Source organism: Alkalihalobacterium sp. TH-98 (assembly GCF_057473385.1).
Map to the genome: position 1 here is coordinate 326410 of NZ_JBYCKM010000045.1, position 26385 is coordinate 352794.

The 26385-nt window shown below is 36.8% G+C and carries 26 protein-coding genes and 1 riboswitch; of the genes, 15 read left to right on the forward strand and 11 right to left on the reverse strand.

Annotation, left to right across the window (positions count from 1 at the left end):
* Positions 1-6: 6 nt before the first annotated feature.
* From AC2VNP_RS17200 to AC2VNP_RS17210, 3 genes are all read left to right on the forward strand, one after another.
* On the forward strand, positions 7-1200 hold the full coding sequence (locus AC2VNP_RS17200) for an alanyl-tRNA editing protein (RefSeq protein WP_486918516.1): 1194 nt from the start codon (positions 7-9) through the stop codon (positions 1198-1200).
* 87 nt (positions 1201-1287) lie between these two features.
* The gene (locus AC2VNP_RS17205; protein WP_486918517.1) at positions 1288-1728 is read left to right on the forward strand and encodes a MarR family winged helix-turn-helix transcriptional regulator; all 441 of its coding nucleotides are present in this window, start codon (positions 1288-1290) and stop codon (positions 1726-1728) included.
* Between the two features lie 272 nt (positions 1729-2000).
* Entirely contained in the window at positions 2001-3677 is a 1677-nt protein-coding gene (locus AC2VNP_RS17210) for an outer membrane protein assembly factor BamB family protein (RefSeq protein WP_486918518.1), read from the forward strand.
* A 196-nt stretch (positions 3678-3873) separates the two neighbouring features.
* Here AC2VNP_RS17210 and AC2VNP_RS17215 read toward each other — a convergent pair whose 3' ends face one another.
* Together AC2VNP_RS17215 and AC2VNP_RS17220 are read right to left on the reverse strand one after the other, a co-directional pair.
* Complete coding sequence (locus tag AC2VNP_RS17215; RefSeq protein WP_486918519.1) at positions 3874-4212, reverse strand: nuclear transport factor 2 family protein; 339 nt, start codon at positions 4210-4212, stop codon at positions 3874-3876.
* A gap of 44 nt (positions 4213-4256) precedes the next feature.
* Positions 4257-5018: a DUF3891 family protein gene (locus tag AC2VNP_RS17220; RefSeq protein WP_486918520.1), complete on the reverse strand. Its 762-nt coding sequence runs from the start codon at positions 5016-5018 to the stop codon at positions 4257-4259.
* A gap of 209 nt (positions 5019-5227) precedes the next feature.
* On the opposite strand from AC2VNP_RS17220, the gene AC2VNP_RS17225 reads away from it, so the two are divergent.
* Positions 5228-5551, forward strand: coding sequence for a YtxH domain-containing protein (locus AC2VNP_RS17225; RefSeq protein WP_486918521.1), 324 nt, complete (start codon positions 5228-5230; stop codon positions 5549-5551).
* Between the two features lie 93 nt (positions 5552-5644).
* Here AC2VNP_RS17225 and AC2VNP_RS17230 read toward each other — a convergent pair whose 3' ends face one another.
* Entirely contained in the window at positions 5645-6661 is a 1017-nt protein-coding gene (locus AC2VNP_RS17230; protein WP_486918522.1) for a phosphotransferase enzyme family protein, read from the reverse strand.
* Between the two features lie 81 nt (positions 6662-6742).
* Here AC2VNP_RS17230 and AC2VNP_RS17235 point away from each other — a divergent pair, with 81 nt between their 5' ends.
* From AC2VNP_RS17235 to AC2VNP_RS17255, 5 genes are all read left to right on the forward strand, one after another.
* On the forward strand, positions 6743-7432 hold the full coding sequence (locus AC2VNP_RS17235) for a response regulator transcription factor (protein ID WP_486918523.1): 690 nt from the start codon (positions 6743-6745) through the stop codon (positions 7430-7432).
* Between the two features lie 15 nt (positions 7433-7447).
* Positions 7448-8872 carry a sensor histidine kinase gene (locus AC2VNP_RS17240; RefSeq protein ID WP_486918524.1) on the forward strand — a complete coding sequence of 475 codons (1425 nt, stop codon included), beginning with the start codon at positions 7448-7450 and terminating at the stop codon, positions 8870-8872.
* A gap of 16 nt (positions 8873-8888) precedes the next feature.
* The gene (locus AC2VNP_RS17245; RefSeq protein WP_486918525.1) at positions 8889-9989 is read left to right on the forward strand and encodes a mechanosensitive ion channel family protein; all 1101 of its coding nucleotides are present in this window, start codon (positions 8889-8891) and stop codon (positions 9987-9989) included.
* 269 nt (positions 9990-10258) lie between these two features.
* The gene (locus AC2VNP_RS17250) at positions 10259-10501 is read left to right on the forward strand and encodes a glutaredoxin family protein (RefSeq protein ID WP_486918526.1); all 243 of its coding nucleotides are present in this window, start codon (positions 10259-10261) and stop codon (positions 10499-10501) included.
* Positions 10502-10646: 145 nt separating this feature from the next.
* Entirely contained in the window at positions 10647-11045 is a 399-nt protein-coding gene (locus AC2VNP_RS17255) for an HPr family phosphocarrier protein (protein ID WP_486918527.1), read from the forward strand.
* A 2-nt stretch (positions 11046-11047) separates the two neighbouring features.
* On the opposite strand, the gene AC2VNP_RS17260 is transcribed toward AC2VNP_RS17255, so the two are convergent.
* Positions 11048-12313 carry an MFS transporter gene (locus AC2VNP_RS17260; RefSeq protein WP_486918528.1) on the reverse strand — a complete coding sequence of 422 codons (1266 nt, stop codon included), beginning with the start codon at positions 12311-12313 and terminating at the stop codon, positions 11048-11050.
* A gap of 231 nt (positions 12314-12544) precedes the next feature.
* Positions 12545-12796: a DUF2621 family protein gene (locus AC2VNP_RS17265; protein WP_275117781.1), complete on the reverse strand. Its 252-nt coding sequence runs from the start codon at positions 12794-12796 to the stop codon at positions 12545-12547.
* Positions 12797-13115: 319 nt separating this feature from the next.
* On the opposite strand from AC2VNP_RS17265, the gene AC2VNP_RS17270 reads away from it, so the two are divergent.
* On the forward strand, positions 13116-13682 hold the full coding sequence (locus AC2VNP_RS17270; protein ID WP_486918529.1) for a hypothetical protein: 567 nt from the start codon (positions 13116-13118) through the stop codon (positions 13680-13682).
* Positions 13683-14061: 379 nt separating this feature from the next.
* On the opposite strand, the gene AC2VNP_RS17275 is transcribed toward AC2VNP_RS17270, so the two are convergent.
* From AC2VNP_RS17275 to AC2VNP_RS17295, 5 genes are read right to left on the reverse strand one after another with little or no spacing between them, the layout of a single operon-like run.
* Positions 14062-15105, reverse strand: coding sequence for an ABC transporter substrate-binding protein (locus AC2VNP_RS17275; protein ID WP_486918530.1), 1044 nt, complete (start codon positions 15103-15105; stop codon positions 14062-14064).
* Positions 15102-15854, reverse strand: coding sequence for an ABC transporter permease (locus tag AC2VNP_RS17280; protein WP_486918531.1), 753 nt, complete (start codon positions 15852-15854; stop codon positions 15102-15104). Before AC2VNP_RS17280 ends, AC2VNP_RS17275 begins: the two co-directional genes overlap by 4 nt.
* Positions 15851-16627: an ABC transporter ATP-binding protein gene (locus AC2VNP_RS17285; protein ID WP_486918878.1), complete on the reverse strand. Its 777-nt coding sequence runs from the start codon at positions 16625-16627 to the stop codon at positions 15851-15853. Before AC2VNP_RS17285 ends, AC2VNP_RS17280 begins: the two co-directional genes overlap by 4 nt.
* Positions 16617-17297 carry a thiaminase II gene (tenA, locus tag AC2VNP_RS17290; RefSeq protein WP_486918532.1) on the reverse strand — a complete coding sequence of 227 codons (681 nt, stop codon included), beginning with the start codon at positions 17295-17297 and terminating at the stop codon, positions 16617-16619. Before tenA ends, AC2VNP_RS17285 begins: the two co-directional genes overlap by 11 nt.
* A 37-nt stretch (positions 17298-17334) precedes the next feature.
* Complete coding sequence (locus tag AC2VNP_RS17295) at positions 17335-18627, reverse strand: acetylornithine deacetylase (RefSeq protein ID WP_486918533.1); 1293 nt, start codon at positions 18625-18627, stop codon at positions 17335-17337.
* Positions 18628-18759: 132 nt separating this feature from the next.
* A riboswitch (TPP riboswitch) is annotated at positions 18760-18862 on the reverse strand.
* 618 nt (positions 18863-19480) lie between these two features.
* On the opposite strand from AC2VNP_RS17295, the gene aceA reads away from it, so the two are divergent.
* A complete protein-coding gene (gene aceA, locus AC2VNP_RS17300) occupies positions 19481-20770 on the forward strand; it encodes an isocitrate lyase (RefSeq protein WP_486918534.1) in 1290 nt (429 codons plus the stop codon).
* 162 nt (positions 20771-20932) lie between these two features.
* Here aceA and rraA read toward each other — a convergent pair whose 3' ends face one another.
* Positions 20933-21412, reverse strand: coding sequence for a ribonuclease E activity regulator RraA (gene rraA / locus AC2VNP_RS17305; RefSeq protein WP_486918535.1), 480 nt, complete (start codon positions 21410-21412; stop codon positions 20933-20935).
* 245 nt (positions 21413-21657) lie between these two features.
* Between rraA and dapD the strand changes: the two genes are divergently transcribed.
* From dapD to AC2VNP_RS17325, 4 genes are all read left to right on the forward strand, one after another.
* On the forward strand, positions 21658-22380 hold the full coding sequence (gene dapD / locus AC2VNP_RS17310; protein WP_275117774.1) for a 2,3,4,5-tetrahydropyridine-2,6-dicarboxylate N-acetyltransferase: 723 nt from the start codon (positions 21658-21660) through the stop codon (positions 22378-22380).
* Between the two features lie 69 nt (positions 22381-22449).
* Positions 22450-23667, forward strand: a complete 1218-nt coding sequence (locus AC2VNP_RS17315; protein ID WP_486918536.1) for an aspartate aminotransferase family protein — start codon at positions 22450-22452, stop codon at positions 23665-23667.
* Positions 23664-24794: an N-acetyldiaminopimelate deacetylase gene (locus tag AC2VNP_RS17320; RefSeq protein ID WP_486918537.1), complete on the forward strand. Its 1131-nt coding sequence runs from the start codon at positions 23664-23666 to the stop codon at positions 24792-24794. The genes AC2VNP_RS17315 and AC2VNP_RS17320 overlap by 4 nt, the downstream gene beginning before the upstream one ends.
* Before the next feature lie 105 nt (positions 24795-24899).
* Positions 24900-26381 (forward strand): spore germination protein, encoded by a 1482-nt coding sequence (locus AC2VNP_RS17325; RefSeq protein ID WP_486918538.1) that lies wholly within the window; start codon positions 24900-24902, stop codon positions 26379-26381.
* Positions 26382-26385: the final 4 nt, after the last annotated feature.

Here is a 26385-nt window from a genome sequence, read left to right on the forward strand (position 1 = left end):
TTTTGTTTGATAGAACGATTATATTACAGTGATGCGTATATTCAATCATTTACTACACAGCTTATAAAGCAAGAAAAAGATGAGACAGGAAACGTTTATGCCGTTTTAACTGAAACTGCATTTTATCCTACAGGCGGGGGACAGCCACATGATGTAGGAACGTTAAATGATGTATCTGTTATAAATGTTGAAGAAATCGATGGAGAAGTTCGTCATTATATAGAAAAGCCTTTAGATGGTGTCGATGAAGTCTTCGGTGTCATTAATTGGCAGCGTCGTTTTGATCATATGCAGCAACATTTGGGCCAACATATTTTATCTGCTTGTTTTGAAGAGTTGTTCAATATTTCAACCATAAGCTTTCATTTAGGATCAGAATTTGTCACGATTGATTTAGACATTGATCAACTTCTAGAAGAACAAGTGAGTGAAGTGGAGTTTCTAGCTAATCAAGTCATTCTTGAAAATCGTTCGGTTGAAACAAAATGGGTAACTGAATCGGAGTTAAGGCAATACCCATTACGGAAAGTACCAAGCGTTCAAAATGATATCCGCCTTGTCATCATACCTGAATTGGATTACAACGGGTGTGGTGGAACGCATCCGAAATCAACAGGAGAAGTACGAGCGATCCAAATTTTAAATTGGGAACGTCAAAAAAAGAAGATTAGAGTTCAGTTTGTTTGTGGAGAACGTGTATTGACTCAATTTCGAGCGAAGCACAATGTAGTTAATCAGTTAACTCAATTGCTGAGTGCACCTGAACAAGATATCGTATTCGCTGTTAATCGTTTACTAGATCATGAAAAAGAACTTCAAAAAACGTTAGAAGAGTCTCAAGAACTTCTACTGAAGTACGAGGTGAGGGAACTTCTTGAAAAGACGAACCTTCAACATGGGCTTCCCATTTTAACTAGCGTTTTTCAAGGGCGCACCATTCAAGAGTTGCAAAAATTAGTTCGACTGCTGACATCTGAAAGAAATGACATTAATGTGTTCCTAGTTGCAGAAAATGAAGACAAGCTTCAATTCGTATTTGGCCGAGGAGCTGCGAGTGAAGTAAGTATGAATAGCATAATTAGACAAACGTTACCATTAGTTAATGGTAAGGGTGGTGGAAACGAAGCATTAGCTCAGGGCGGCGGTGAAGCCGTAATAACTGGTCAACAATTACTTAATCAAGTGGTCGAACTGTTATAACGGGACGACGTTGAAGAAAAACTTGAACAACACGTGCCCTTATTGTACGATCAAAGTATTAAATGAGCGAATGAATAGGGGATCAATATGGACTATCGAAAGTACGTTTTGCAAGAATCGATTGGATACAGAATTGCTAACACAGGTCGACTCGTTATTAATCGATTAAATAAAAATTTTAAAGATAACGATTTTCCTGTTACACATGACCAGTGGTCGATTATGATCCGCTTATGGGAAGAAGACGGGCTGACACAACAACAACTTGCGACATTAACCGGTAAAGATCAACCGAGTGTTTCAAGGTTGATTAATAACCTGGTAAAGCGAGGATTAGTTAAACGAGTGCAGCACCCTGTTGATGGAAGAACCAACCTTATCTTTTTGACTTCTGAAGGAAAAAAGATGCAAATTGGTCTCATTGAGCAGGCACAAAAAACAATACAACAAATTTCAGATGGAATACCGAAAGATGATTTAGTTGTTTTCTTACGTGTACTCGATAAAATTAATAAAAACTTACAATAAATAAAAAAGGTGAACCACATGAGATTTTCAATAGAAAAACTTATGTGGTTTTATATATTTATGGATCATATTAAGGGTCTTTATTTGATTTTACTAATGTAGTGCAAAAAAAGAGAAACTCTAGAAAAACTAAATTCAAAAGTAAACTAACTAGTTAAAAATAAGGTCAATTTGTTGTAGTGTGTGTAAAAAAGTAACAAAAAATAAGTGTGACAGTCTGTGATAAAAGTCTGATAGAATAAAGAAAACAAATGAATAGTAGAGGAAATGTTATGAAAAAAATAATCTATTCAAGTCTTACAGTTTTCACGATTGTTTTATCAGCTTGTATTCTCTTCTATTTCCTTACATTTGAAAAAAGTGAGGCAACTCTTAGACTGATGGACGAAACCCATCTTATGAATTCCCATACTATGAAGGAAAAAGAGAATTTTAAAAAATCAATTGACTCAAATATTCGATTTAGGAAACCGATTGAATATCCAGTACTAATTGATTTACCGAATTATGATCATCACAATATTAGTTTTAATCTTATGGGGCCGAGTCAAAAGACGACATTTCATACCGAAGCAATGCCAATGACTTTTCCAGAGACTTACTCAGAAATTAAAGGTGTATTAACATTTAGGGGGAATCATTTAAGAAATGCTCCAACTTTCGGTAATGTCAATGAAGGGCTTTCTTTTTTTGATATTAGTTGGAACTTCCAAACATCTTCAAGTCCAAATTGGGGAGGCGGAGCGGGTTGGACTGGCCAACCTGTAGTGATCCAGTGGGAAGATGACGTTAGACAAGTGATGAATTTGTCACATCCATTTAAGGAAAGAGAAGAGTTTGTAGAAGTGATTCAAGGCTCTTTAGATGGTCATGTTTATTTTTTAGATTTAGAAACTGGAGAGTCCACTAGAAAACCGATAAATGTTCGAAATCCCATTAAAGGAAGTGTCTCTGTTGATCCTAGAGGATATCCACTTCTTTATGTCGGGCATGGCATCCCACAATCTGGGAAAATTGGATTTTCGATTTATAGTTTAATAGATGGAGAATTACTTCATTTTATACCTGGGATCGATCCATTTGCCTATAGAAACTGGGGAGCGTTTGATAGTTCTGCTGTCGTTAACCGTATGACGGATACGCTATATGTTGGTGGAGAAAATGGTTTGTTTTATTCTCTGAATTTGCATACGAATTTTGATAGGCAGAATGGAAAAATATCAATTCAGCCAGAAACGATAAAGCTAAGATATAAAGTCAATGGAAATCAATATCAAGGAATTGAAAATTCTTTAGCTATATATAGGAATCTAGCCTACTTTGCCGATAATGGCGGTAGTGTTCTAGCAATGGATTTAACCAAAAATAAACCAGTATGGGCCTTAGGTAGATCGGATGATACCGATGCTACGATCATCCTCGAAATTGAAGAAGATGTCCCATATTTGTATACAGGAACAGAAGTTGATAAACAAGGTCATAACGGGAAAGCGATGCTTAGAAAAATAAATGGTCTTTCAGGAGAAATTGTTTGGCAGAAAGACTATCCAGCATTTTTCTTTGACGGTGTGAATGGTGGTTTATTAGCTACACCGATTATGGGGAAAAAGGATATTCAAGACCTAGTTATTTTTACAGTGGCTCGTTATAAAACGATGAGCGGTGGTGTTATGGTTGCTTTAGATAAGCAAACAGGTGAAGAAGTTTGGCGTTGGGAAATGACAAATTATGCTTGGTCATCTCCAGTTGATGTTTATAGCAAGTCTGGAACGTCATATATTGTACAAGCCGATTCTGTTGGTAACCTCCATCTGCTATCCGGGGCAACTGGTGAGTTGATTAGTAAAATGAATGTCGGGGCTAATATTGAAGCGTCACCGGCGGTTTTTCATGACACATTAGTCGTCGCTTCTCGTGGTGGTCAAATCTATGGAATCAAATTAAAATAGGAAATGAAAACATCGTGAAAGCCATTCGTTTCACGATGTTTTTTTATTCTTATTTTATCCCGTTTAACTGAAACTAAGACTTCCACTTCAAGTCTTTAAGGAAGCAAAAAAGGCTAAGTGGGAGATAAGCGCCATTAACAACCCGATTGGTTCAACTAATTTTCAGTGGGGATGAGAAAATCCCTACTGAAAAGTTTTACTTTATAAACCAAACTTTTGTAATTTTGTCGTTTTCCACTTCATAGATCGCGATTGCATAGACGTCAACTCCATTTGCTCTACCTGTTACATGTTCATGATCAATGACCCTATTGTTATTAACCATTCGTGAAAGAAGGACAGCGTGTTGATTTGGGTTTGATTGAAATAGCTGGTCATAACGTTCTCTCATTTTTTCAATCCCCTTATAAACTAATGTTGAAGGAAATTCATAAATTTCCACATCTTCACTATAAACGGATAAGAATTCTTCGAGGTTTTGATTATTATAAGAGTCTAATTGTTTCTGTGCTAACTTTTCTGCTATGTTTTCCATAATGATCCTCTTTCCATATTTAAATTTAAGTGTAACTTTCAATATTATTGCCGAATGAAGACTTGATGCTCTTCTGACAAACTATTTTCATAGGCTTTTACAATACCCATGACTTTTATAGCACTTTTTAATACAGTCTTGTACTTTAATGTTAACTCAAATTCAGTATCAAATGGAAATGAACTAACCCTTATTTCGTTTTGATTAATCCAATTTGCTACAAAAGGATTATTATTACCTGTAAAAATTTCCGAGTTTGCAAACCCAGCAACAAACCAAGGATGTTCTATGTTTTTTTCGACTCCTGGTTCGTTAAGGCAAATATACAATGATAGGTCATCTGAAAGTTGCAGTAAGCGGAAATGCTCCAAAAGTAATTCATGGTTAAGAGTTTTTATATTTTGTTTAATTTTTGTTTGTCTCTTTCGTTCATGATTTAGAAATTGAACTGTACGTTCATCAGTAGATCTCGAAAAGAACGAGCAATAGTGGAGACTACATAATAAGCTTGCATATGGATTGACTTGTTCAATTTCATCTAGTCCAATCTTGTAAAATGCCAGCTTCGGAATAAGGGGAAAATCTGAAAACGAGTAGGGCACTTGAGCTTGGTCATTCCATATAGGAGTTTCGTCTAAACCAATCCAACTCCGGTCATGCTCATAAGCAGCATAACGTACATCTTCCATGAAAAGATTGGATTGGAGTAATTCCGGTGAGAAGTGCTCAACGACTCTTCCTGAGAGAAAGGCGTGGTCATGTTGTTTAATCATTATAAATGCATCTTCAGTTTCTCTAATAATCATTACATCAACGCCCTTTCAATAATGAATACTTCTATTGTAACGATGTGTGGCTATAAGTTCAAAAAGAAAGTGAAAATAATGAATATGACTTTATTCTCATTCAGATCGGAAAAGGCATATATGAATTAAAAACGGGTATGTTAACTTTAAGGAAAAAAGGTAAGTAATAACAATCGTAAAACAAAAGTGCCTTAGGAGGAGTTGGTGTCGTGGGTAAAAAAAGTAATTTAGGACCAGGTTTTGTCATTGGAACTCTTGTTGGTGGAATGATCGGCGCTACGAGCGCACTTTTACTGACACCAAAACGGGGAGAAGAGATGAGGCAAGATCTTTTTGAAAAAATGAACGTTACACCATCTGAAAATAAACCGCTATCTCATATGATTTTAGAAATGGGCAGCGAATGGGCTCAGGATTTATTTGAAATAGAAGAAGAACAGGCGACTTTAAAGCAAGAGGATCAAGGTGGCGGTGATGTAGGGTATGTCGTCCACGATATGCTTGAAAATATAGAAGGAGAACAAAGAGGTTGACATTTAAGTCAGCCTCTTTGTGCTTTCTCAACAATCTCTTTATATTTTCTACATACTTTTAGTCTATAGTTGTTAGATGTATGTTAATTATAATTATAGGGATTGAATGATCTTCTCTAAGTTTAGTTGAATAAGTGGCTGATCGTTCATTATTCGTTGATAAATTTCATTTAAAAGACTTTTTTGACGATCATCTAAGTTAGGTGTATCCCATTTTTTATGAAAAACACCATATAGTTCGCAGTCCCTTAATTTAAAGAATAATGAAATTTCTTTAAGGCTTTCTAAGTGTATAGAACGTTCGGTTTGATACCCCTTAACAAAATGCATAAGAAATTCATGACCAAAATTATTTCTGTCTTGTTGGTTGTCGTATTTTAACCAAGCAGAATAGTATAAGGGGATTGCGATATCACTAATAAAATGATGATAAGAACAATCATCAAAATCAAATACAGTAATCTTATCTGTAGCTTCATCATAAAAGAAGTTCCCTGAATGAACATCAGAATGAATTAACCCATAACGTACCGGAGACTTTGGTAATTGCTTGACCGTCTGTAAAACTTCATTTACCTTGGATAGCAACCTTTGATTTTCAGGTAAAAAAGGTGCAAACTGTTTGTCATACTCTTCGACTAGATCCGGACGTTTTGTAATGAAACCTGGTCGCGTATAGTTGACTGTTAATCGATGAAAGTGGCCAATCGTTTTCCCCCATTTATAAAATAATGTTTGATCAAATATTTCGTCAGTCACTTTAACGGGGCAACCTATAGCTTTTTCAAATAGACTAACGAAAAAAGCTGTATCTTCAGATTTGATCATTTCAACAAAGCTATTGTTAACAGAAGGTAAGCAGCCGCATACGGGAGCCTTATTTTTATGTAAGTAGGATACCCAGTGAAGCTCAGATTCAACTTGTTCTTTCGTTCTATGACTGCTATGGGTTAACCTTAAGATGACCTCTTCACCGTAAGAATTGATTCCTTGAAACACGTAGTTTTCAAAGCTTCCTAATTTTTTTAATGAGGAGTAAGGGATTTGATAGACAGCAGCTGCTTGAAGTAAAATATCATCATTAAAATATTGTTCAACTTCTCGTTCCAAATGATTCACATCCTTTTAATTGTCATTATATAGACGTCAAAAAATAAAACATAGTTACAAATTAAATTGGAGGACAAATCAATGAAAAAAAAGATCATTCTTATTGTAGATGATGAAAGCGATATGCGTGAATTGATTAGTATATGTTTACAAAATGACTATGAAACTGTAGAAGCAGAAAACGGGGAAGCAGCATTAGAAATCCTTGACTCACAAAGTATAGATCTTGTGCTCCTTGATGTAATGATGCCAATAATGGACGGTTTTTCCGTACTGACTGAAATGAAACAGATTGAGAAAATGAAAGAGATTCCGGTCATATTATTAACTGCACTTGGCGATACAGATGATATCGTAAAAGGGTTAAATAAAGGCGCAGACGATTATATCGTTAAACCATTTGAACCGCGTGAAATGGTTGCAAGAATCCAATCGGTTATAAGACGATCAACAATTACTGAACAAATATTTGAAATTCATGGGTTACTATTTGATCAAGAAAAATATCAAGTATCCTACAATGGACAAGTTGTTCCACTAACGAAAAAAGAATATCAATTATTTTTTCGGCTGGCTAGTCATCCAGGCAGAGTTTATTCACGTGAACAATTAGTTGAATTGGAATGGGATTTTTCTTTTGATGGCGATGCTAGAAATGTTGATGCTCACATTAAAAACATTCGTGAAAAGTTAAAGAAAACAGGATACACACAAAAAGTAATTGAAACGGTATGGGGGATTGGTTATCAAGTCGTTGAAGACCTTTCCTGATGATTGGAGGACAAAATGAAGCTCTCTTCAAAACTAGCGATGCTCTTAGTAATTACCCTATTAGTCACAATATTAACGATGAGCTTTACGTTTTATATTCAGTCCAAAGAATTTTATCGAGATCACCTAACGAAACAGTTAGAACATCGACTAGTAGCTCATGCAGAAAGTATTGAGAATCACTTTGTGATTGATACGATATTGCATGTATTAAAAATGGAAAAAGAAGATACTGTTAACTTTCTTCTTTTTGATGAACATTTAACTCCCTTAGTAATGGCACAGCCCATTGATGCGGATCTAATTGAGGCGTACCATTTATGGATCGAACAAATAATTAATACAACAACGCTTCACCCAAGTATTAAACAACCGATTACAGATTATGTCTCAATACGAGAACATCCTATTCAGCACATATGGTCGATGAAACCTATCTACGTAAACGAAAGAGTTAAAGGATATTTGTTTATTGATCAAGACATGAGGGAATTCGAAACAACAAAAAATAGTATCCTCCAACTTGTATTTATTATGAGTATTATCATTTTCATAGTTGGTCTTTTATTTGTTTTATATTTAACAAGAGTACTAACAAAACCACTGCAAAAGATGGGGGAAGCAACTAATCAAATTGCTCAAGGGAACTTTGAGTATGAAATTCAAACGACGGCTAATGATGAAGTGGGCCGGCTAGCGCAAGATATTCAACAAATGTCAAATCAATTAAAGCGTTATAATAAAACAAGAAAAGAGTTTCTATCTCATATTTCACATGATTTACGTACCCCGCTAACGTATGTTAAAGCGTATGCTGCACTGTTAAAGGATCGAGAAGAGAACGACACATTGTGTAAAAAACAAGCAGAGATGATCTACAAGCAGGCTAAGAGTATGGAGGTACTCGTAAATGATTTGTTTGAACTGGCAAAATACGAGGAGGGGAATATACAACTTCATAAGGATGTTGTAAACTTATATTCTTGGTTCCATGATTTACAGCTAGATTTTGATTTGAAACTGCAGCAGGAAAATATTAGATTAAAGCTAGAGATAGAGAATAACGAGTGGTCTGCATTTTTTGATAAAGAAAAGATGAAACAAGTAGTAAAAAATTTAATTGAAAATAGTATTCGTTATACTCCAAATGGTGAGATTCAAGTACGAATTGAAAAAAATGAACAGTTGCAACATCTCGAGATTTCAATTGAAGATAACGGACAAGGCATTCCAGAAAGTGAATTACCTTTTATTTGGGAAAGGTTCTATCGAGTTGATAAATCGAGAACATCTAAAAATGGTGGAAGTGGTTTAGGTCTAGCAATTGTAAAACATATTGTCGAACTTCATGGTGGAACAATTACGGTTGAAAGTAAGCCAGGGTTTGGTACAATTTTTACTATAGTATTACCACAGGGAACTGAAGTGAAGGAAGATTGATTGGGGGAATAATACGTTGCCTGAATTAATGAATCAACTGATTGCACTTTTTATGCAATATCGGGAAATTACAACGATTATCATTGTCGTTTTCTTTGTTTTTATCAATCGATGGTTATCAAAGCTTGTAATCTATTTACTTTCAAAATTGATTAATAAAACGAATAATGAATTTTTCATTTCGGTTTTAAATGCGTTTGAAAAGCCGCTTCGGACCTTTTTTATCTTTTTACCGATCTATATTGGAATAAAAACGCATGATCTTCCAATTGGTACCGAGTTATTAGTGGACCGTATTTTTAATACGATTGTTATTTTAGTTATTGGATCGGGTTTAGTTAAGCTGTCAAGTAAGAGTTCAGCAGTGTTTGAAAAACTAAAAGAGAAGCTCGATGTAGAATTTGATGATATTTTAATTCCATTTTTCTCAAAGGTCGTACAAGTTGTAGTTATCGCTGTTATCTTAAGTCTAGTGGCCCAAGCGTGGGGACATAATATTAACAACTTAGTTGCAGGTTTAGGGATTGGTGGACTGGCTGTTGCTCTTGCAGCCCAAAGTACATTAGGAAACCTTTTTGGCGGGGTCGTAATTATAACAGAAAAACCATTCTCACTTGGGGACTGGGTTAAGACACCTTCAGTAGAAGGTGTTGTTGAAGACATTGGTTTTAGAAGTACAAAAATTCGTACGTTTGCTAATTCCGTTATTATAGTCCCAAACTCAACATTAGCCAATCAAGAAATTGAAAACTTTAGTAACATGGGTAAACGGAGAATTATGTTTAACTTAGGTTTAACTTATCAAACGACTAGAGAACAAATGCGTAAATGTGTCGACCGTATAAATGAATTAATCCAAAATCATGAAGAGGTTCACCCTGAAACGATTATGGTTCGTTTTGATAAATTTAATGAAAGCAGCTTAGATGTGTTTATTTATTTTTATACGAAAACAACGATTTGGAGCGAGTATTTAGAAGTAAAAGAAGATATCAATTTAAAAATAATGGAGATTTTAGAGGAAGAAGGAGCATCTATTGCCTACCCAAGCCGTTCCTTATATGTTGAAACAGTAGAGAAAGAAACAAAAGGTAAAGAAGTTACTACAGAAAGCTAGCAACAAAAAAGAGGCTGACACTAGGTCAGCCTCTTTTTTTATATTAATAAACGCTTTAGTAAACTAAAGGTACCTGGTACCATAATAACTCTACCAATAATTTGTGCGATTTAATTCTTGATTTCCTAATTTTTCATGCAATTGTCCATGATAATATAAAAAGACAATAATAAAGTCCTGGATTTCAATATAACGTTACTTACCCATGAAGTTATTTCTAGGTCAATCAGATTATAATGAGTAACAATTTAAAAGTGGAGGGGTAGTGAATGGAAGTTATTGTTTATACAAGTAAAGGGTGTCCTTATTGCGAGAAGGTAAAAACGTCGTTACAAGAGTGGGGGATCGAATACGAAGAAAGAAATGTATCGGTTGTAAAAGAGTATTATGATCAATTAAAAGAAAAACAGATTATAGGTACACCAGCAACCTTAGTTAATGGGAACTTAATTCTAGGATTCCGAGAGAAGAAATTTAGAAAAGCACTTCGTTTACCAGTAGAAGATGTGTAAAGAAGAGCCCTCATGAGATTACTATAAGATAACCAGCTTTGTAGATGTTTCATTTTCTCTGTTATCAAATGTTACATAATTGTAGTTAGATCTGTTGGTTTATTATTATAATAACCCTCAATACAACAAGTGTGGAGGGATTTACATGAAACTTGAAAAGGAATTGATCTTTCCAAAAGGGTTTACGGTAAGAAAAGTAATCGAACTTGTAACAGTAAATGAACGTTTTTCCAGCAAGATCTACTTTCAAACGAAAAGTCATCAATGCAATGGAAAGAGTATGCTAGGATTAATGTCGTTTATGTTAATGACGACAATTGGAGAGTCATATATGATTTCGGTTGAAGGTGAAGATGCTGAGAAGGTAATTCAATTTTGGACCAAATTTGTAAGTGAAATTCACGGAAAAACAACATTGAGCTACTGGGAGGAGGAGGGCGCTGAAACCGTTCAAGAAGCGATGTGCCAATCGATTTCCTTTTGGAATTCTTCTGTTCGTTCAGTAGCTCAATCGTATTTAAAGCCAGGTAAAAAAGAGATATAACATTATAATTCTACTTTTAATAGAGTAGCTTTTTTCCGTTCGTTGTAAAATAGACCGTAGCAGCCAATTCCACAAATTAAACATGTAATCGCTGATAAAAAGTGAGCGCTTAAATAGGAATTAGTATAATCAATTAGAATACCGGTTACTATCGGAGAAACGAGCTGCCCAGCACTAAAAAATATCGTTACAAAGCCCATTGCGACTGGAATGTATTTCGCGTCAATATAGTCTCCTACACTTGCATTCATTATAGTCGGTACGCCCCATAGCGTTGAACCGTAAATAATCACTTGCATAAAAATGAAAAAGCTGTCTGTGGAAAAACTAAGACCCATTAACATTAAAAATTGCGTAAAAAACACAATCATTAATGCGACCATTCTCCCAACTTTATCAGAGACACTTCCCCAAACAAATCCGCTAATGATGCTAGCAATCCCTGCTGCTGCAAAAAAGTTACCAGCTTGTTGACTTGTGAATTTAACGTCTGTAATTAAGTAGTCTACAAGGAATGTTGAAAAAATTAAGTAACTTACTCCCCATAAAAAATAGATCGACCCAATAAACCAAAGTGTTTTGTTACGATATACATTTTTAGGTTTAGCAACTGATGGTCCATGTGAGTGAATTTGTGATACTCGGCTGTCAGTTGCTCCTATTGGGTGTAGTCCAACATCCTCTGGTTTATTTTTCAGAAATATCCAATTAAGAAGCGCGATAATTATGACTAAAAAAGCTAGTAAATACCAGCTTAAGCGCCAGCCTTGATCAATATTGATGACAACTAAAGTGGGAACCACGAACCCACTAAATACCATACCAATACCCGACCCTGCCATAGCTGTCCCCATAGCCATTCCCCTTTTTTTAGGTGAAAACCATTGACTTATAAGACCTAATGATGGAACGTAGGATCCGCCAGTCCCAAGGCCTGTGAGAAAGCATCCTATGTAGGCTATAAAAAAGGAAGAAGAATTTGCTGTAATTAGCATTCCTATAGCAATGACGATTAGTGAAGCAACAATGACTCTTTTTGCTGTGAATTTCAAGACAAAAAAACCAGAAAGCAAGACTGCGACTAAATAGCCTAAAAAAATAGATGAAGCGATTAACCCTGTCTCTCGATAATCTAGCAGTAAACCTTCTTTCATAAATGGAAGAATCGCTCCAAATGAAAAACGGCCAAAGCCAAGACAAGCTAATACACTGAGGACGATAAGGATGAGCATGAACCATCCTTTATGAAAAGAAGAAGACTGTTTCATTTCCAACCAACCTTTAAGTATTTATTTTGAAAATTCATACTAAATATTGTAATGGAATTTTCAGAAAAAACATAGAGGTAAAAAAGTTTCTGGTAATAATTTGGATAGGAAGAAGGGAATTCGATTTCAATGAGGAATTATATACTTATAAAATAAACGGATAAGGGAGAAAGGTCCTTTATAATAAAAAGGGAGAAGCAGACCGTTCTCCCTTAGTTAAACTATAATACTTTAGTTTAGTAAATCTTCATATGGAGTTAAATCAATATTTTTGCTTTTTAATAAAGCTACAGCTCGTTTTTGCATTGGACCAGGAGAAGCTAAAATATAACCGCGGATCACATGGTCTTTCGTTACTTCTTCACCATTTGCTAATTCATTAATTTTTGCTTCTATGCCTTTTTTGGCCATTGGTCTTACAAATACAGGTACTGGTGCTAATAATTCTTCTAATAAAGATGTTGCTTCAGCATTCCAACTCACAATGTTTCAATCCTTTCAAAAACTTTAATATTTTCAAACCTATTATATACATAATTGCTAGCCTATAACAATTTGTAAATTTTCAAACCGTATTTGTTCTAATTAAACTGATATGAAAATGATGCATATTTTTAAATTACATAGGGTAAACATGTAACAAACAGTTATATGGACAAGCTATAAATTTCATAGAACGTTATTTATTTGGAGTTGAAAAGTTACGTAGTTAACCTTTAAAAATCAGGCTTTAATAAAGTCCAAAATTAGAGACTTTTTAAGAATGGTTATTTTACTTTTTAAGTTTGGAGGAGTACGGATTATGAAGCAGATTACCTTTAAATTATCACTTGTGACTTTGTTTGTGATTATGACAATTTTTTCGATTGATTTTCTAAATGATCAACTCTCTAATAGTAATGGGGGTTACAATATTGAGGAGACAATTGAAAAGAGCAGCGAAGCAGGGACGGTATTTGCTGCGGATAAACAAATTATCAATAGTAACTGGATTGAAAAAGGATTGGAAGGTCACCTCGATCATATTGAGTTCCAACTAGGCACTCCTAAAGAAACCATTTTAACGAGCAGAGGAGATGCCATTGATACAGGCTTTTATGAAGGGGGAGAGTTTTTTCGGTATGATGATGCGACCTTTTTTATAAATCCTGAGACGGACCGCTTAGTAGCCATTGCACTCTCTACAGAAGGGTATGAGCTAGATGCAGCAAAGTTAAAAGAAGTATTGGGGAACCCAGATGTAAGTGAACGCAATGAAATGGAAGGACTATGGATGTATGAATACTATTTAGATAAATATTCTCTCATGTTTGAAGCTGAAGAAGAGGATGGAAGAATATTATTTGCATGGTTAAGAGAAAGGTTATAGGACAGGTGACGTTCGTAGTTTTTAAAAAAAAATTAAGAAATGAAAAAGCTGCACATCGACAGTGCAGCTTTTTTGTAAGAAAAACTATAAAATTCGAAGAAGTCTAGCTCCAGGCGCCATCGGCTCGAGGTCGCTTCGGTCCACCAACCGTGTCTAAAGAGCAAGACACGTATTGCTGGCCCTCCAGCGCTTGTCACCGTAAGCACCTTGCGCTTTTTGGGATGTCTAGCGCAAGAAGCGCCCAGCGACTAGCTAGACTTCACTTACCTACTTACGATAAGTCAACATCGGCTCACTAATGATCACCGTGTTTCCTTTATCTTATCGTTGGGCTGTCGTCCGTACATCACTGACCGGGTGCTTGCACTTTTCTAAATGGTTATTCAGTAATATTTTCAAAAATTGTAGTTACTTCAGGAGCCTCTTCAATAAGTCCAGCAGATAATAACCAGTCAATGACTTCTTGCCAAGAATCTTTGGTTTGACTTCCAAAACTTTCATTTTCAGTTTCCATCTTAGAAAGCAGAATTTCTAAGCTTTGATCTTCAACTTCACGAATAAGAGGGAAATTGGCTTGGTCTTGATTTGCAAATAGGATATCTAAACTTTCTGCAGGGTTATTTTTCATTTTCTCATACCCTTTTACAGCTGCGCGCCAGAAGGCCTCAATCTCTTCACGTTTTTCTTCTAATTGATCTTCATTGGTTACAATAACTAACTCGTAATATGCAGGAACACCGTAATCTATAGGATTGAAGTAACGGATTTCATGTCCTTGGTGCTTTAACACAGGATATTCATGGTTAATGTAAGTTCCGATCACAGCATCTACGCGCTCACTTACTATCGACGAACCTAGTTCGAAGCCGACATCCATTAAATTTACTTGATTGTAATCACCGCCATCAGCTTCGACCATTGTCTTTAAAATTGGTTCATTAACAGGAATCCCTGGGTAACCAACCGTTTTGCCTTCCAAATCTGCTGGAGACTCAATGTCACTGTCAGCCATTACCATCATATGGTTTAAAGGTGAACGAACGATAGCAGCGATAGAAACGACTGGAACATCTTTTGTACGGGCCATAATGACATCAGGCTGATATGTAATCCCTAGTGTCACCCCCCCAGAAGCAGCCAAATTTATAGGATCTGTTGGGTTGGCAGGGAACACAATCTTTACATCTAATCCTTCTTCTTCAAAGTAACCTTCCTCTAATGCCGCGTATAAATAAGAGTGGACAGCATTTGGATACCAATCGAGCATAATATCAATACTAGTCAATTCTTCTGTTTCAGTTGTGCCTGTTGGATCTCCAGCAGTTGCCTCTTCGGTTTCTTCTTGTTGTTGATCACCAGCACCACACGCTGCTAAGCTTAATGCGGTTGCAAGAGAAAGAACAAACATCGATAGTTTTTTCATGATTTTTTCCTCCATTTAAGTAAATAAGTTTCGAGTGCTTTAACGATTAAAAATAAAGTAATGCCAAGAATTGATAACCAGACAATCGGGGCAAAAACGCCGGCGCCATCAAATTGGGTCATCATTCTGCGGCTAAAATAACCTAAACCTGCATTAGCTCCTAACCATTCACCGATTGCTGCTCCAATAACGCTTAAAGTAACAGCTACTTTTAAGCCAGAGAAGAAATACGGCAGAGCAGTTGGAACTTGAATTTTAAAAAAAGTTTGCCAGCGCCTAGCTCCCATTGTTCGTAATAAATCGATATGATCTTTACTTGTAGATCGAAGACCGTCAAATACGCCAATCGTTATTGGAAAGAATGTAATAAGAACAGTAACAACCACTTTACTCCAAATGGTATAGCCAAACCACAACACGAAAATAGGTGCTAGAGCAATAATGGGTATGGTTTGAGAAGCAATCACAATAGGAAAAAATGTTTTTTCAGCAAGTGTGCTCATGTTCATCCATACGGCTAAGCTAACCCCAAAAACAATCGAGATAAACAGGCCAATCAGTATGACTTCTAGTGTTGCAAGTAAATGGACTTTAAAAAGAACGTCATGCAATTCAACCATCTTCGCTAGTATTAATGTAGGTGATGGTAATATAAAAGGTTTATTCACCTGATTTGCACCTATTTCCCAACCGATAAGCAGCAGGAGTAAAAGGACGACTGAACTTGTATAATGCTTTAATTGTTTCATAGTTTCACCTGCTGCCGTAATTCCCTTAGTAATTCACTTTTAATTGTTGCGAGTTCAGGCGAAAGTAAGTCTTCTATTTTTCTAGGACGCGACAGTGGCACTTGTATTTCTTTAAAAGTAGATAGTGGCGATTGCGAGAAAAGAAACACACGGTCTGATAAAAATAATGCTTCATCTACATCGTGAGTAATAAAAATAACTGTTTTTTCAAGCTTCTGCCATTGATCTAGAAGCCATTCTTGCATGGATAGACGTGTTACTGCATCTAGTGCACTAAAAGGTTCATCAAGAAGTAACAGGTTCCCTCCGCCAAGCATGGCCCGCAAAAAAGAGACTCGTTGTCTCATTCCTCCAGACAGCTGATGGGGATAGTCATATTCATGTCCTTTGAGCCCGAATTCTTCAAGTAACTCCAAAACCTGTTCTTTTTTGTCTTTTTTAGTAAATCCATTAATTTCAAGTGGTAGAAACGCATTATCAAGGATATTACGCCAATCGAGTAGCATATCTTGTTGGGGCATGTAACCGACTTTGCCTAAGCGTTTCTTTTCCACTTCTCCATACAGAGAAATTGAGCCTTTTGTCGGTTGTTCCAGCCCTGTTATCAATCTGAAAATAGTGCTCTTGCCAGATCCACTCGGTCCTAATAAACTAACAAATTCGCCACCTTGGATGCTTAAAGATAATTGGTCAAGAATGGGTGTTACCTTTTCTTTCTTTTTTCCTTTATAGGAAAATGAAACACCGTCAAACGATAAGACATTATTGCTCATCATCTGTTGGCCACATCTGTAATTTGTAAGACATATCCCAGAACATATACTCATAGCGACTTGTATTTAGAAAAATTTCTTCAAGAGCCGTTAGTTCGGCTTCTGTTCTTCCTCCTGCTAGTTCATTCATTAAATTGATAAGCCAATCAGCTAGTTCCCCAAACTCCTCAGAGGCGTACATCTTTACCCATTCACCGTATGTTTCATTTTCAAGTGCTCCAGGAATTTTACTTAACTCAGTTCCAATCTCATAATAACTCCAAGTGCACGGCAGGACAGCGGCAACGAGGTCTGCTAATGAACCGCGTTGGGAAACATTTAGCATATAACCACTGTAAGCTAGAGTAGTTGGAGCGGCTTTTGTTGCTTCAAGTTCTGCCTCACTAATTCCAAGACGACGTGCATATTGACGATGTAAATCCATTTCTACATTTAATGTAGAGTCTAGTAATTTTGCAAAGGTTGACATCGTTTTAAGGTCAGTTCCTTTAAGGCTTCCTAATGCAAATAAACGTGCATACTCAATGAGATACAAGTAGTCTTGTTGCATAAAAAACTTAAACTTTTCAATATCTAACGTACCGTGGCCAATTCCTTGAACAAACGGATGGTCATGGCTTTTTCTCCAAATCGGTTTTGCTTTTTCGTATAAACGATCTGTAAATTGCATTAAAATCACTCCTTGATTTTTTTGTTCGTATACGCCACTAAACAGGTACTTCCATCTTTCTGGTATGACACCATTCGTAAATGAATAGTGTCATTACTTTTGTAAAATGAACGAGTTGATCAATTGAAAGTTGTTCGTTTACGGCATGGGCATGCTCGAGCTTTCCAGGTCCATAAATAACGGTAGGAATGCCTGCTTCTCCAAGCCAGCCTCCATCTGTTACTGTGGGGGACATTCCGACTGTCGCTTTTTCATGAAGGACAGACTGATGAACATGTGCCAATGTTTGAAGGCCGGCGTGCTCTTCATCAATTGCAAGAGAAGGGAAGATTTCACCGCGATCTTCAATCATTGATGTTCCACCCCAACGAAATGTTGGGAGGTTATCTCGAAGCCACGGGTCAGCTTTTGCGACATTAAGGATATGTTCCTCAATTTCTTTTGCAATCTCTTCATGGTTTTCATTTGGATAAAAATGTACAGTAATCCATAAGGAGCATCGATCAGCAATGAATGCTGCATGACGTCCACCTTCAATAACAGCTGGATTAATCGTTGTCATTCCAGCTGGGAATCCAGGGAATGATTTTGTAACTGCCCAATATTGCTCAAGATCTTTTAACCCTTCAATAATTTTTGTCATTTTTTCAATGGCACTTGCTCCAAATAAACCACCACCGGCATGTATCATACTTCGGCGGTTTGCATCATGAAACGTTTGTGCACTTTGTATTGTAATCCAGCCAGTAATGACTCCGCCTTGTCCTTGGATTTGGCAGTCACTCGTATCGACTACGACAGCGAAATCGGCATCATACCCTTTTTTACAACACTCAAGTGTTCCTGCCTCACCAACTTCTTCACCGATGACCGATTGGAAAGTAAGGTCTCCAGGAAGGTCAACCCCAGCTTCTTTTAATAGCTTGATAGCGAATAAAGCGCCAGCGAGGCCGCCTTTCATATCAGCAGCTCCACGCCCGTATAAGATATTATCTTTTACAACTGGGGTGAAAGGATCTTGATCCCAGTTTTCACCTTCTTCAATAGAGGCGACATCAATATGACCATTAATAAGGAGGCTATTAAATTCTGTAGAATTTGTTCCAGCTAAAACTCCAACTACATTTGGATCACCTTCATACACATCCCACTTATCAATCGTGAACCCTAATTCCTGTAGATATGTAGCAATGAATTCTTGTGCATCAGCAGTATTTCGAGCAGGTGGGCTTGGTGTTTTATAGCGAATTAATGTTTTGGCTAGACCAACAAGTTCCTCTTTTCGCTCATCGATTTGATGAAGTAGTAGATCAATAGATGTTTTAGTCAACAGACTCACTCCTTTCAATATTAAAATGAAACACTGACCGTACTCCAAAATAGCATAAAAAAACCACTTCCTATAAAAGGGAAGTGGTTGAATAGTCAGTTACGAACTAATGGTTCAACATTGCTCATTCGCTGTTCCGACTATCCACTTCCCTCCGCTAGTATTATCTAGATCAGGTACAAGGGTTTAGGCATTTGCCAGTCTCAGCTTTTAAAAAGCACCCCTAGTGGATATTTCATAATAAAATTATTTATATTGCTATTCTGAGTACAAAATTAACACACTTACAGTAGAAACTCAACCGAAAAATCTGAAAGTATTGAAACTATAAAGTCTTATGAAGAATATCTGTCTCATAACAGTTTTGTAGGTTAGTTTATTTATGTAACAGTTATGATGAAAATCCGAGTATGAGGAGAGCATTAGTGACCTAAAATTATTATTTTTTACTAGACGGGCTTTATCTTGAGTAATTGTTTTATGGTTTTTAAGAAAGTTGCTTATAGTTAAGGCGTTCATCAGGAATATAAGAGTATTTCAGGACAATATGTATTTTAACTAACAAGTTAAAAGATTGAATATTACGACTATTTATAAAAGATTTAAAAAATGAAAAAAAGTGGTTGAGTTTTCTAATTATCTGTTATATTATAAAACTGTAAACAACAAACTGTAGTAATACAGAAAAGAAGTAAAGAAGTTGGGGTCAGTGATTGAGACCTATTATTATCTAAGATTTTGGTCAACTAGTAATCAACTATTCTCTATAATCAAACTTACATAGCATTGATCAACTAGAAATAATACCTCAATCATAAATTAAAATTTTCTTAAGAAAAGGGAGATGGAGATTATGGCAAAAGTAAACATTCAAGAAGAAGCTAAGAAATTACAAGAACAGTGGGATAATGATCCACGTTGGACTGGTATCGAGCGTCCTTATTCAGCTGAAGAAGTAGTTCGTTTACGCGGTTCTGTTCAAATTGATCATACATTAGCACGTTTAGGTTCACAAAAATTATGGAAGCTTGTAAATGAAGAGCCTTATGTAAATGCACTTGGTGCACTTACTGGTGGTCAAGCGGTACAACAAGTTAAAGCTGGTCTAAAAGCAATCTACTTAAGTGGATGGCAAGTAGCTGCTGATGCTAACCTTGCAGGTCACATGTATCCTGACCAAAGTTTATATCCTGCAAACTCAGTACCACAAGTTGTTAAGCGTATCAACAACTCTTTACAACGTGCTGATCAAATCCAACATATGGAAGGCGAAGGCGAAGTTGATTATTTCGCACCAATCGTAGCTGACGCTGAAGCTGGATTTGGTGGACAGTTAAACGTATTTGAACTTATGAAAGGTATGATTGAAGCTGGTGCATCTGGTGTTCACTTTGAAGACCAATTAGCTTCAGAGAAAAAATGTGGTCACTTAGGTGGTAAAGTACTTATCCCTACACAAACAGCTGTACGTAACTTAGTATCAGCTCGTCTTGCAGCAGACGTTTCTGGTGTACCAACACTAGTAATTGCTCGTACAGATGCTGATGCAGCTGACTTAATTACAAGCGACATCGATCCATTAGATGCTCCATTCATTACTGGTGAGCGTACTCCAGAAGGTTTCTTCCGTACAAATGCTGGTATCGATCAAGCGATCGCACGTGGTCTTGCTTATGCTCCATATGCTGACCTTATCTGGTGCGAAACTTCTAAACCAAGCCTTGAAGAAGCGAAGCAATTTGCTGATGCTATTCATGCAAAATTCCCTGGGAAAATGCTTGCATATAACTGCTCGCCTTCATTCAACTGGGAAGCTAACCTTGACAAAGATACAATCGAAACTTACCAACAAGAACTTGGGAAAATGGGATACAAATTCCAATTCGTTACACTTGCTGGTTTCCACTCTCTTAACTACAGCATGTTTGAACTTGCTCGTGGCTATAAGACTCGTGGTATGGGTGCTTACTCTGAGCTTCAACAAGCTGAATTTGCTGCTGAAGAGCATGGTTACACAGCTACTCGTCACCAACGTGAAGTTGGTACTGGTTACTTCGACCAAGTATCTCAAACTGTATTTGGTGGTACTTCTTCAACTACAGCTCTTAAAGGTTCAACTGAAGAAGCACAATTCCAAAAGTAATAAGTTATATAGCGGTTTTCTAACAAAACTCTCTCATCAATTTAAATATAATTTTGAAAGGCTGGCTGCAAATTGTAGTCAGCCTTCTTTTTTTTCTTCTAAAGGCGTAAAAAAACGAGCACATGCCATGTGCTCGTTCTGTTATTAATTTTGTACCAAAGTTTAGTCAATTTTCTTTTCCGCTATTAATATGCCGTCGCTGTCTGCGTAAACATAATGGTTAGGTTCCCAGTTCACTCCTGCAAATTGTACAGGGACGTTTGTATCGCCTAGACCTTTTTTGATACTGCGAATAGGATTTGTTCCAATTGCAAACACTCCAATATTCATTTCTTTAATTTGTGCAGAATCGCGAATGCAGCCATTAATAATAACTCCCGCTAAATTTCGTAAAACAGCAATTTCAGCTAGGTTATCACCCATTAAAGCGCATTTCTTAGATCCGCCACCATCAACTACGAGGACACTTCCTTCAGGAACTTCTTGAAGAGCTTTTTTGACTAATACATTGTCTTCGAAAACACGTACAGTACAAATCGGTCCTTCAAACGTTTTTTTCTGACCCCAAAATTGAAAGATTGGTTCAGCGAGTAGTAGTTGATCTCCATGTGCATCGTGTAAGTCAGCAGTTTGTATTGACATAATTTCTCCTCCTAGACTATTGATGAATAAATATTCGTCATATCCTATTAAAATTCCTGCTTTTTTGATAAAGAATTTCAAACATGTAGAGAATTTTTTTATTAATGTGGGATGTTATAATAGAGGTCTGTTAGCTTTTTTGGTACAATCATACTATCGGAAAAATTCGTCATGTGTTTATGATACAGAACGACATTTTTCTCATACTTATTTAAAAAGATAGAAAATTATTGGAGGCTTAAACTATGAAAATGATGGATGCAAATGAAATTATCTCTTTTATCTCAAATAGTGTGAAAAAGACACCAGTTAAAGTACATATTAAAGGTGATTTAGAAGGAATCGACTTTGGTTCTGAAACAAAAGCATTTATTACAGGAAATGTAGGGGTTCTTTTCGGAGAGTGGAAAGAGATCGAAGCTGCAATTCAGCAAAATGAAGCAAAAATTGAAGATTATGTAGTAGAAAATGATCGTCGCAATTCAGCGATCCCATTACTTGACATGAAAAATATCCAAGCTCGTATCGAGCCGGGTGCAATCATTCGTGACCAAGTTGAAATCGGTAATAATGCAGTCATTATGATGGGTGCAAGCATTAACATCGGTTCAGTTATCGGCGAAGGCACGATGATCGATATGAACGTTGTAATGGGTGGACGTGCTACAGTTGGGAAAAATTGTCATATTGGCGCAGGGTCAGTATTAGCAGGTGTAATTGAGCCACCTTCTGCAAAACCAGTTGTAGTTGAAGATGATGTAGTTGTTGGAGCTAACGCAGTAATTCTTGAAGGTGTTACTGTTGGTAAAGGTGCAGTAGTAGCTGCAGGGGCAATTGTTACGGAAGATGTTCCTCCAAATACGGTTGTTGCTGGAACTCCAGCTCGTGTAATTAAAGAGATTGATGAAAAAACTAAAGGGAAAACTGAAATTAAACAAGAATTACGTCGCTTAAACGAAGATAACTAATCAACTACGGCATTCATTGAGCTTCCCGCTTGATGGATGCCTCAATTCTATCTAAAAGGAGGGCCACTCATGACAGATTGGCAAAGCCTTGATCAACAATATATGATGTCCACGTATAATCGTTTACCGATTACGATTGAAAAAGGTGAAGGAAATCATCTTATTGATACGGAAGGAAAAGCCTACCTTGATTTATTTACCGGCTTAGCGGTTAATGTACTCGGTCATTCTCATCCAGAGATAGTTAAAACGATTAAGGAGCAAGGTGAAAAGTTTTTACATATTTCAAACGTGTTTTTAAATCAACCAGCTATTCAATTAGCGAAAACGTTAGTTGAGCAGTCAATTGACGGAAAAGTTTTCTTTACGAATTCAGGGGCTGAAGCAACAGAGGCTGCGATTAAGTTAATTCATAAGTGGACGAAAGATGGAGAAAAGAATAATCGTGGTGTCGTTGTTCTAGAAAAGAGTTTTCACGGCAGAACATTAGGTGCAATAAAATTAACTCGGCAACCGGGTGTTTATCAAGATTTTCCTGTAACGGATATGCCGGTTTATGAAGTTGAACCTCATAATCTTGACCAGCTAGAAGAAATCATTAAGACAAAAAATCCTGCAGCTGTATTAATGGAGCCGGTACTTGGATCAGGTGGTATTTTACCATTAGACGAAGAGTATTTACGTGAGGTTGCTCACTTGACGAAAAAATATGGTGTGCTTTGTTGTATGGATGAAATTCAAACAGGGATTGGACGTACTGGAAAAATCTTTGCTTATCAACACGCAGGTTTTTCACCAGATTTAATTTTATTTGCTAAAGGAATTGGTGGTGGCTTACCGCTTGGAGGTATTATCGTTTCAAACGAATTAAGTCATCTATTTAAACCTGGTGATCACGGGACAACTTTTGCACCTTCACCATTAAGTGCTGCCCTTGGTAATACAGTGTTCAAGGTTTTACTAGAAGATGGTGAGCTGGAGAAATCAGTGGCTCGTTCAAAATACTTACATGAAAAACTAAATCGTTTAAAAGACAAAAATCCTAAAGTATTAGAAAAAATTCGTGGTAAAGGAATGATGGTTGGTATAGTAACACTCCTTGCTCCTGAAGATGCAAAGAAGTTGCAACGAGACCTGTTGGCAGAAGGCTATTTAGTCGATGTGACCCAACAAACGATCATTCGTCTACTCCCGCCGCTCACGCTCACGGAAGAAGAAATAGATGAATTCACCAAAGTTTTAGAAGCAAAACTCGAGCTTGTGCAGGAGAAGGAGCTTAACCAATGATTGATATAGCTAAATTAGTAGAAGTAAGAAGGGCACTTCATCAAATTCCAGAGTTAGGGTTTGAAGAAGTGAAAACACAAGCTTTTCTATTAGAATATATCAACCAATTACCGAAGACGCATCTAGAAATTAAAACGTGGAAAACAGGGGTCGTCGTAAAGGTTCAAGGCAGTGACCCTTCAAAGATGATTGGCTATCGTGCTGATATTGATGGGTTGCCTATGGATGAAGAGACATCTTATTCATTTCGTTCGACTCATCCTGGGAAAATGCATGCTTGTGGTCATGATCTCCACATGACAATTGCTTTAGGAGTGCTTACTTATTTTTCAAAAGTACAACCTAAAGATAACCTTTTATTTATTTTCCAACCTGCAGAAGAAGGTCCAGGCGGGGCACAGCCAATGCTGGCATCAGATATTTTAAAAGAGTGGCGACCGGATCAAATGGTTGCCTTACACATCGCTCCAGAGTATCCTGTAGGTACAATTGCAACAAGAGAAGGGCTGCTTTTTGCAAATACGTCTGAATTATTTATTGATTTAAAAGGGCAAGGTGGGCATGCTGCTTATCCGCATACAACAAGGGATATGATCGTTGCCGGAGCCCATTTAGTAACTCAACTTCAGTCTATTGTATCGCGAAATGTCGATCCACTTGATTCAGCCGTCGTTACTATTGGGAAAATCACAGGTGGGACAAAGCAGAACATTATTGCGGAAAAGGCACGTATTGAAGGAACGATACGAACGCTGTCCATTGAGTCGATGCAAAAAGTCAAACAGCGAATTGAAGCACTTGTTAAAGGAATAGAAGCAGGGTTTGAATGTAGCGCAACAATTGATTACGGTGCAAACTATTGTCAAGTTTATAATAATGAAAAGTTAACCCGTGAGTTTATTAATTTCACTCGTGATCATTCAAACTTTGAGTTGATTGAATGTACAGAAGCAATGACTGGTGAGGATTTTGGGTATTTTCTAGAAGAAATTCCGGGCTTTATGTTCTGGCTTGGAGTCAACAGTCCATATGGCCTTCATGATAACCGCTTGGAGCCAAGTGAACAGGCGATAGAAGTTGCTGTCACACACTTAATTAATTACTTGCACTATAAATCAGAAAACTAGATCTTCACTATATGTGAGGGTCTTTTTTATTTCAATGTAAAATCAGAATAAACTTCTAATAAATGAAAAAAATATGAACACATATTGTACCGAGGTGTTCGTTCGATGAAAAAACTTCTAGGAGTTAAAAACAAGCTTTTATCAGAGCAACATGAACAAAAGCAAGAAGAACCCAGGGACTTAATCAATAACCCAATTACATTGCAGGAAATTCAAAAAGAGTTTGAAAATTGCTCAGATATTAAACATTATTCAATGCCCTCACTACAAATTGATTTTTTATATTTCAAGTCTCTAATTAGTAAGGACATTTTTGAAAGAGAAATATTAAACCCACTTAATCATAATCTTGAACCTTCTGAGCTTTTTACTAGTCAACAATTTGAAATAGGAAAAAGCACTGAAAGAGTGGTTGAAGGAATTTTAGATGGCAATGTAGTGATTTTTTATAATCAACAAGTGTTTTTATTAGATGCCTATGAACCGAAAAATCGTGCAATTGAACAGACAGAGACAGAAAGTACAATTACTGGTGCTCACGATGCTTTTATTGAAGGGTTAGAGCCGAATTTATCTCTCATTCGTAAAAGAATTAAAAGCTCAAAGTTAAAAGTTATAAAACTACGTGCCGGCGAAGTGACAAAAACGGATCTTTTGATATTGTATATGGAAGACATTGCCAATGAAGTATTTGTTAATACACTAAAAGATCGGATTTCAGCAATAGAAATTGATGCGATATACGATACGGATATGTTTGTTCAATTAATTGATGAACATCCTAACTCGATCTTCCCACAATTTATTACCACGGAACGTCCTGATGTGGTTGTCAATCAACTTGTTAATGGTAAGGTAGTCGGTCTGGTGGATAATAGTCCAACAGCATTTATTGCGCCGACGAATTTTTTTGAATTTTTTGATTCGCCAGATGATAAAAATCAACGTTGGGCCATCGGAACAGCAACTAAATTATTACGATATTTGTCTATCGTTATCACAATTACGTTTACGGCTTTTTATGTTGCTGTTACAACGTACCACTATGAAATGATACCGGAAACGTTGCTTTTATCGTTAGCGGAGTCACGCCACCGGGTACCGTTTCCGCCGCTTTTAGAAGCATTAATTATGGAAATTACGATTGAGCTTTTACGAGAAGCAGGAGCAAGGTTACCGACTAAGATTGGACAAACCATCGGTATTGTTGGCGGGATCGTTATCGGACAAGCTGCGGTACAGGCGGGTTTAGTTAGTAATACATTAATTATTGCTGTAGCTATCTCGGCAATTGCTTCGTTTGTTCTACCGAGCTATATGTTAAGTGCTTCGATACGAATTGCTCGATTTGGCCTCATTATTCTAGCGGGAGCATTGGGGAATTTCGGGCTGTTAATTGGTATCATTTTCATCCTCCTGCACTTAGTAAAAGTTACAAGTCTGCAAATGTCTTATCTAACACCCGTAGCACCAGTAGTAGTTTCAGATTTAAAAACATCTATACTAAGGGCGCCGTTCTGGGCGGACAAAGAAAGGACGTCAGAAGCTGTTCCTAAGAACAAAATTAAAACGAAAATAAGAAAGTAGTGTG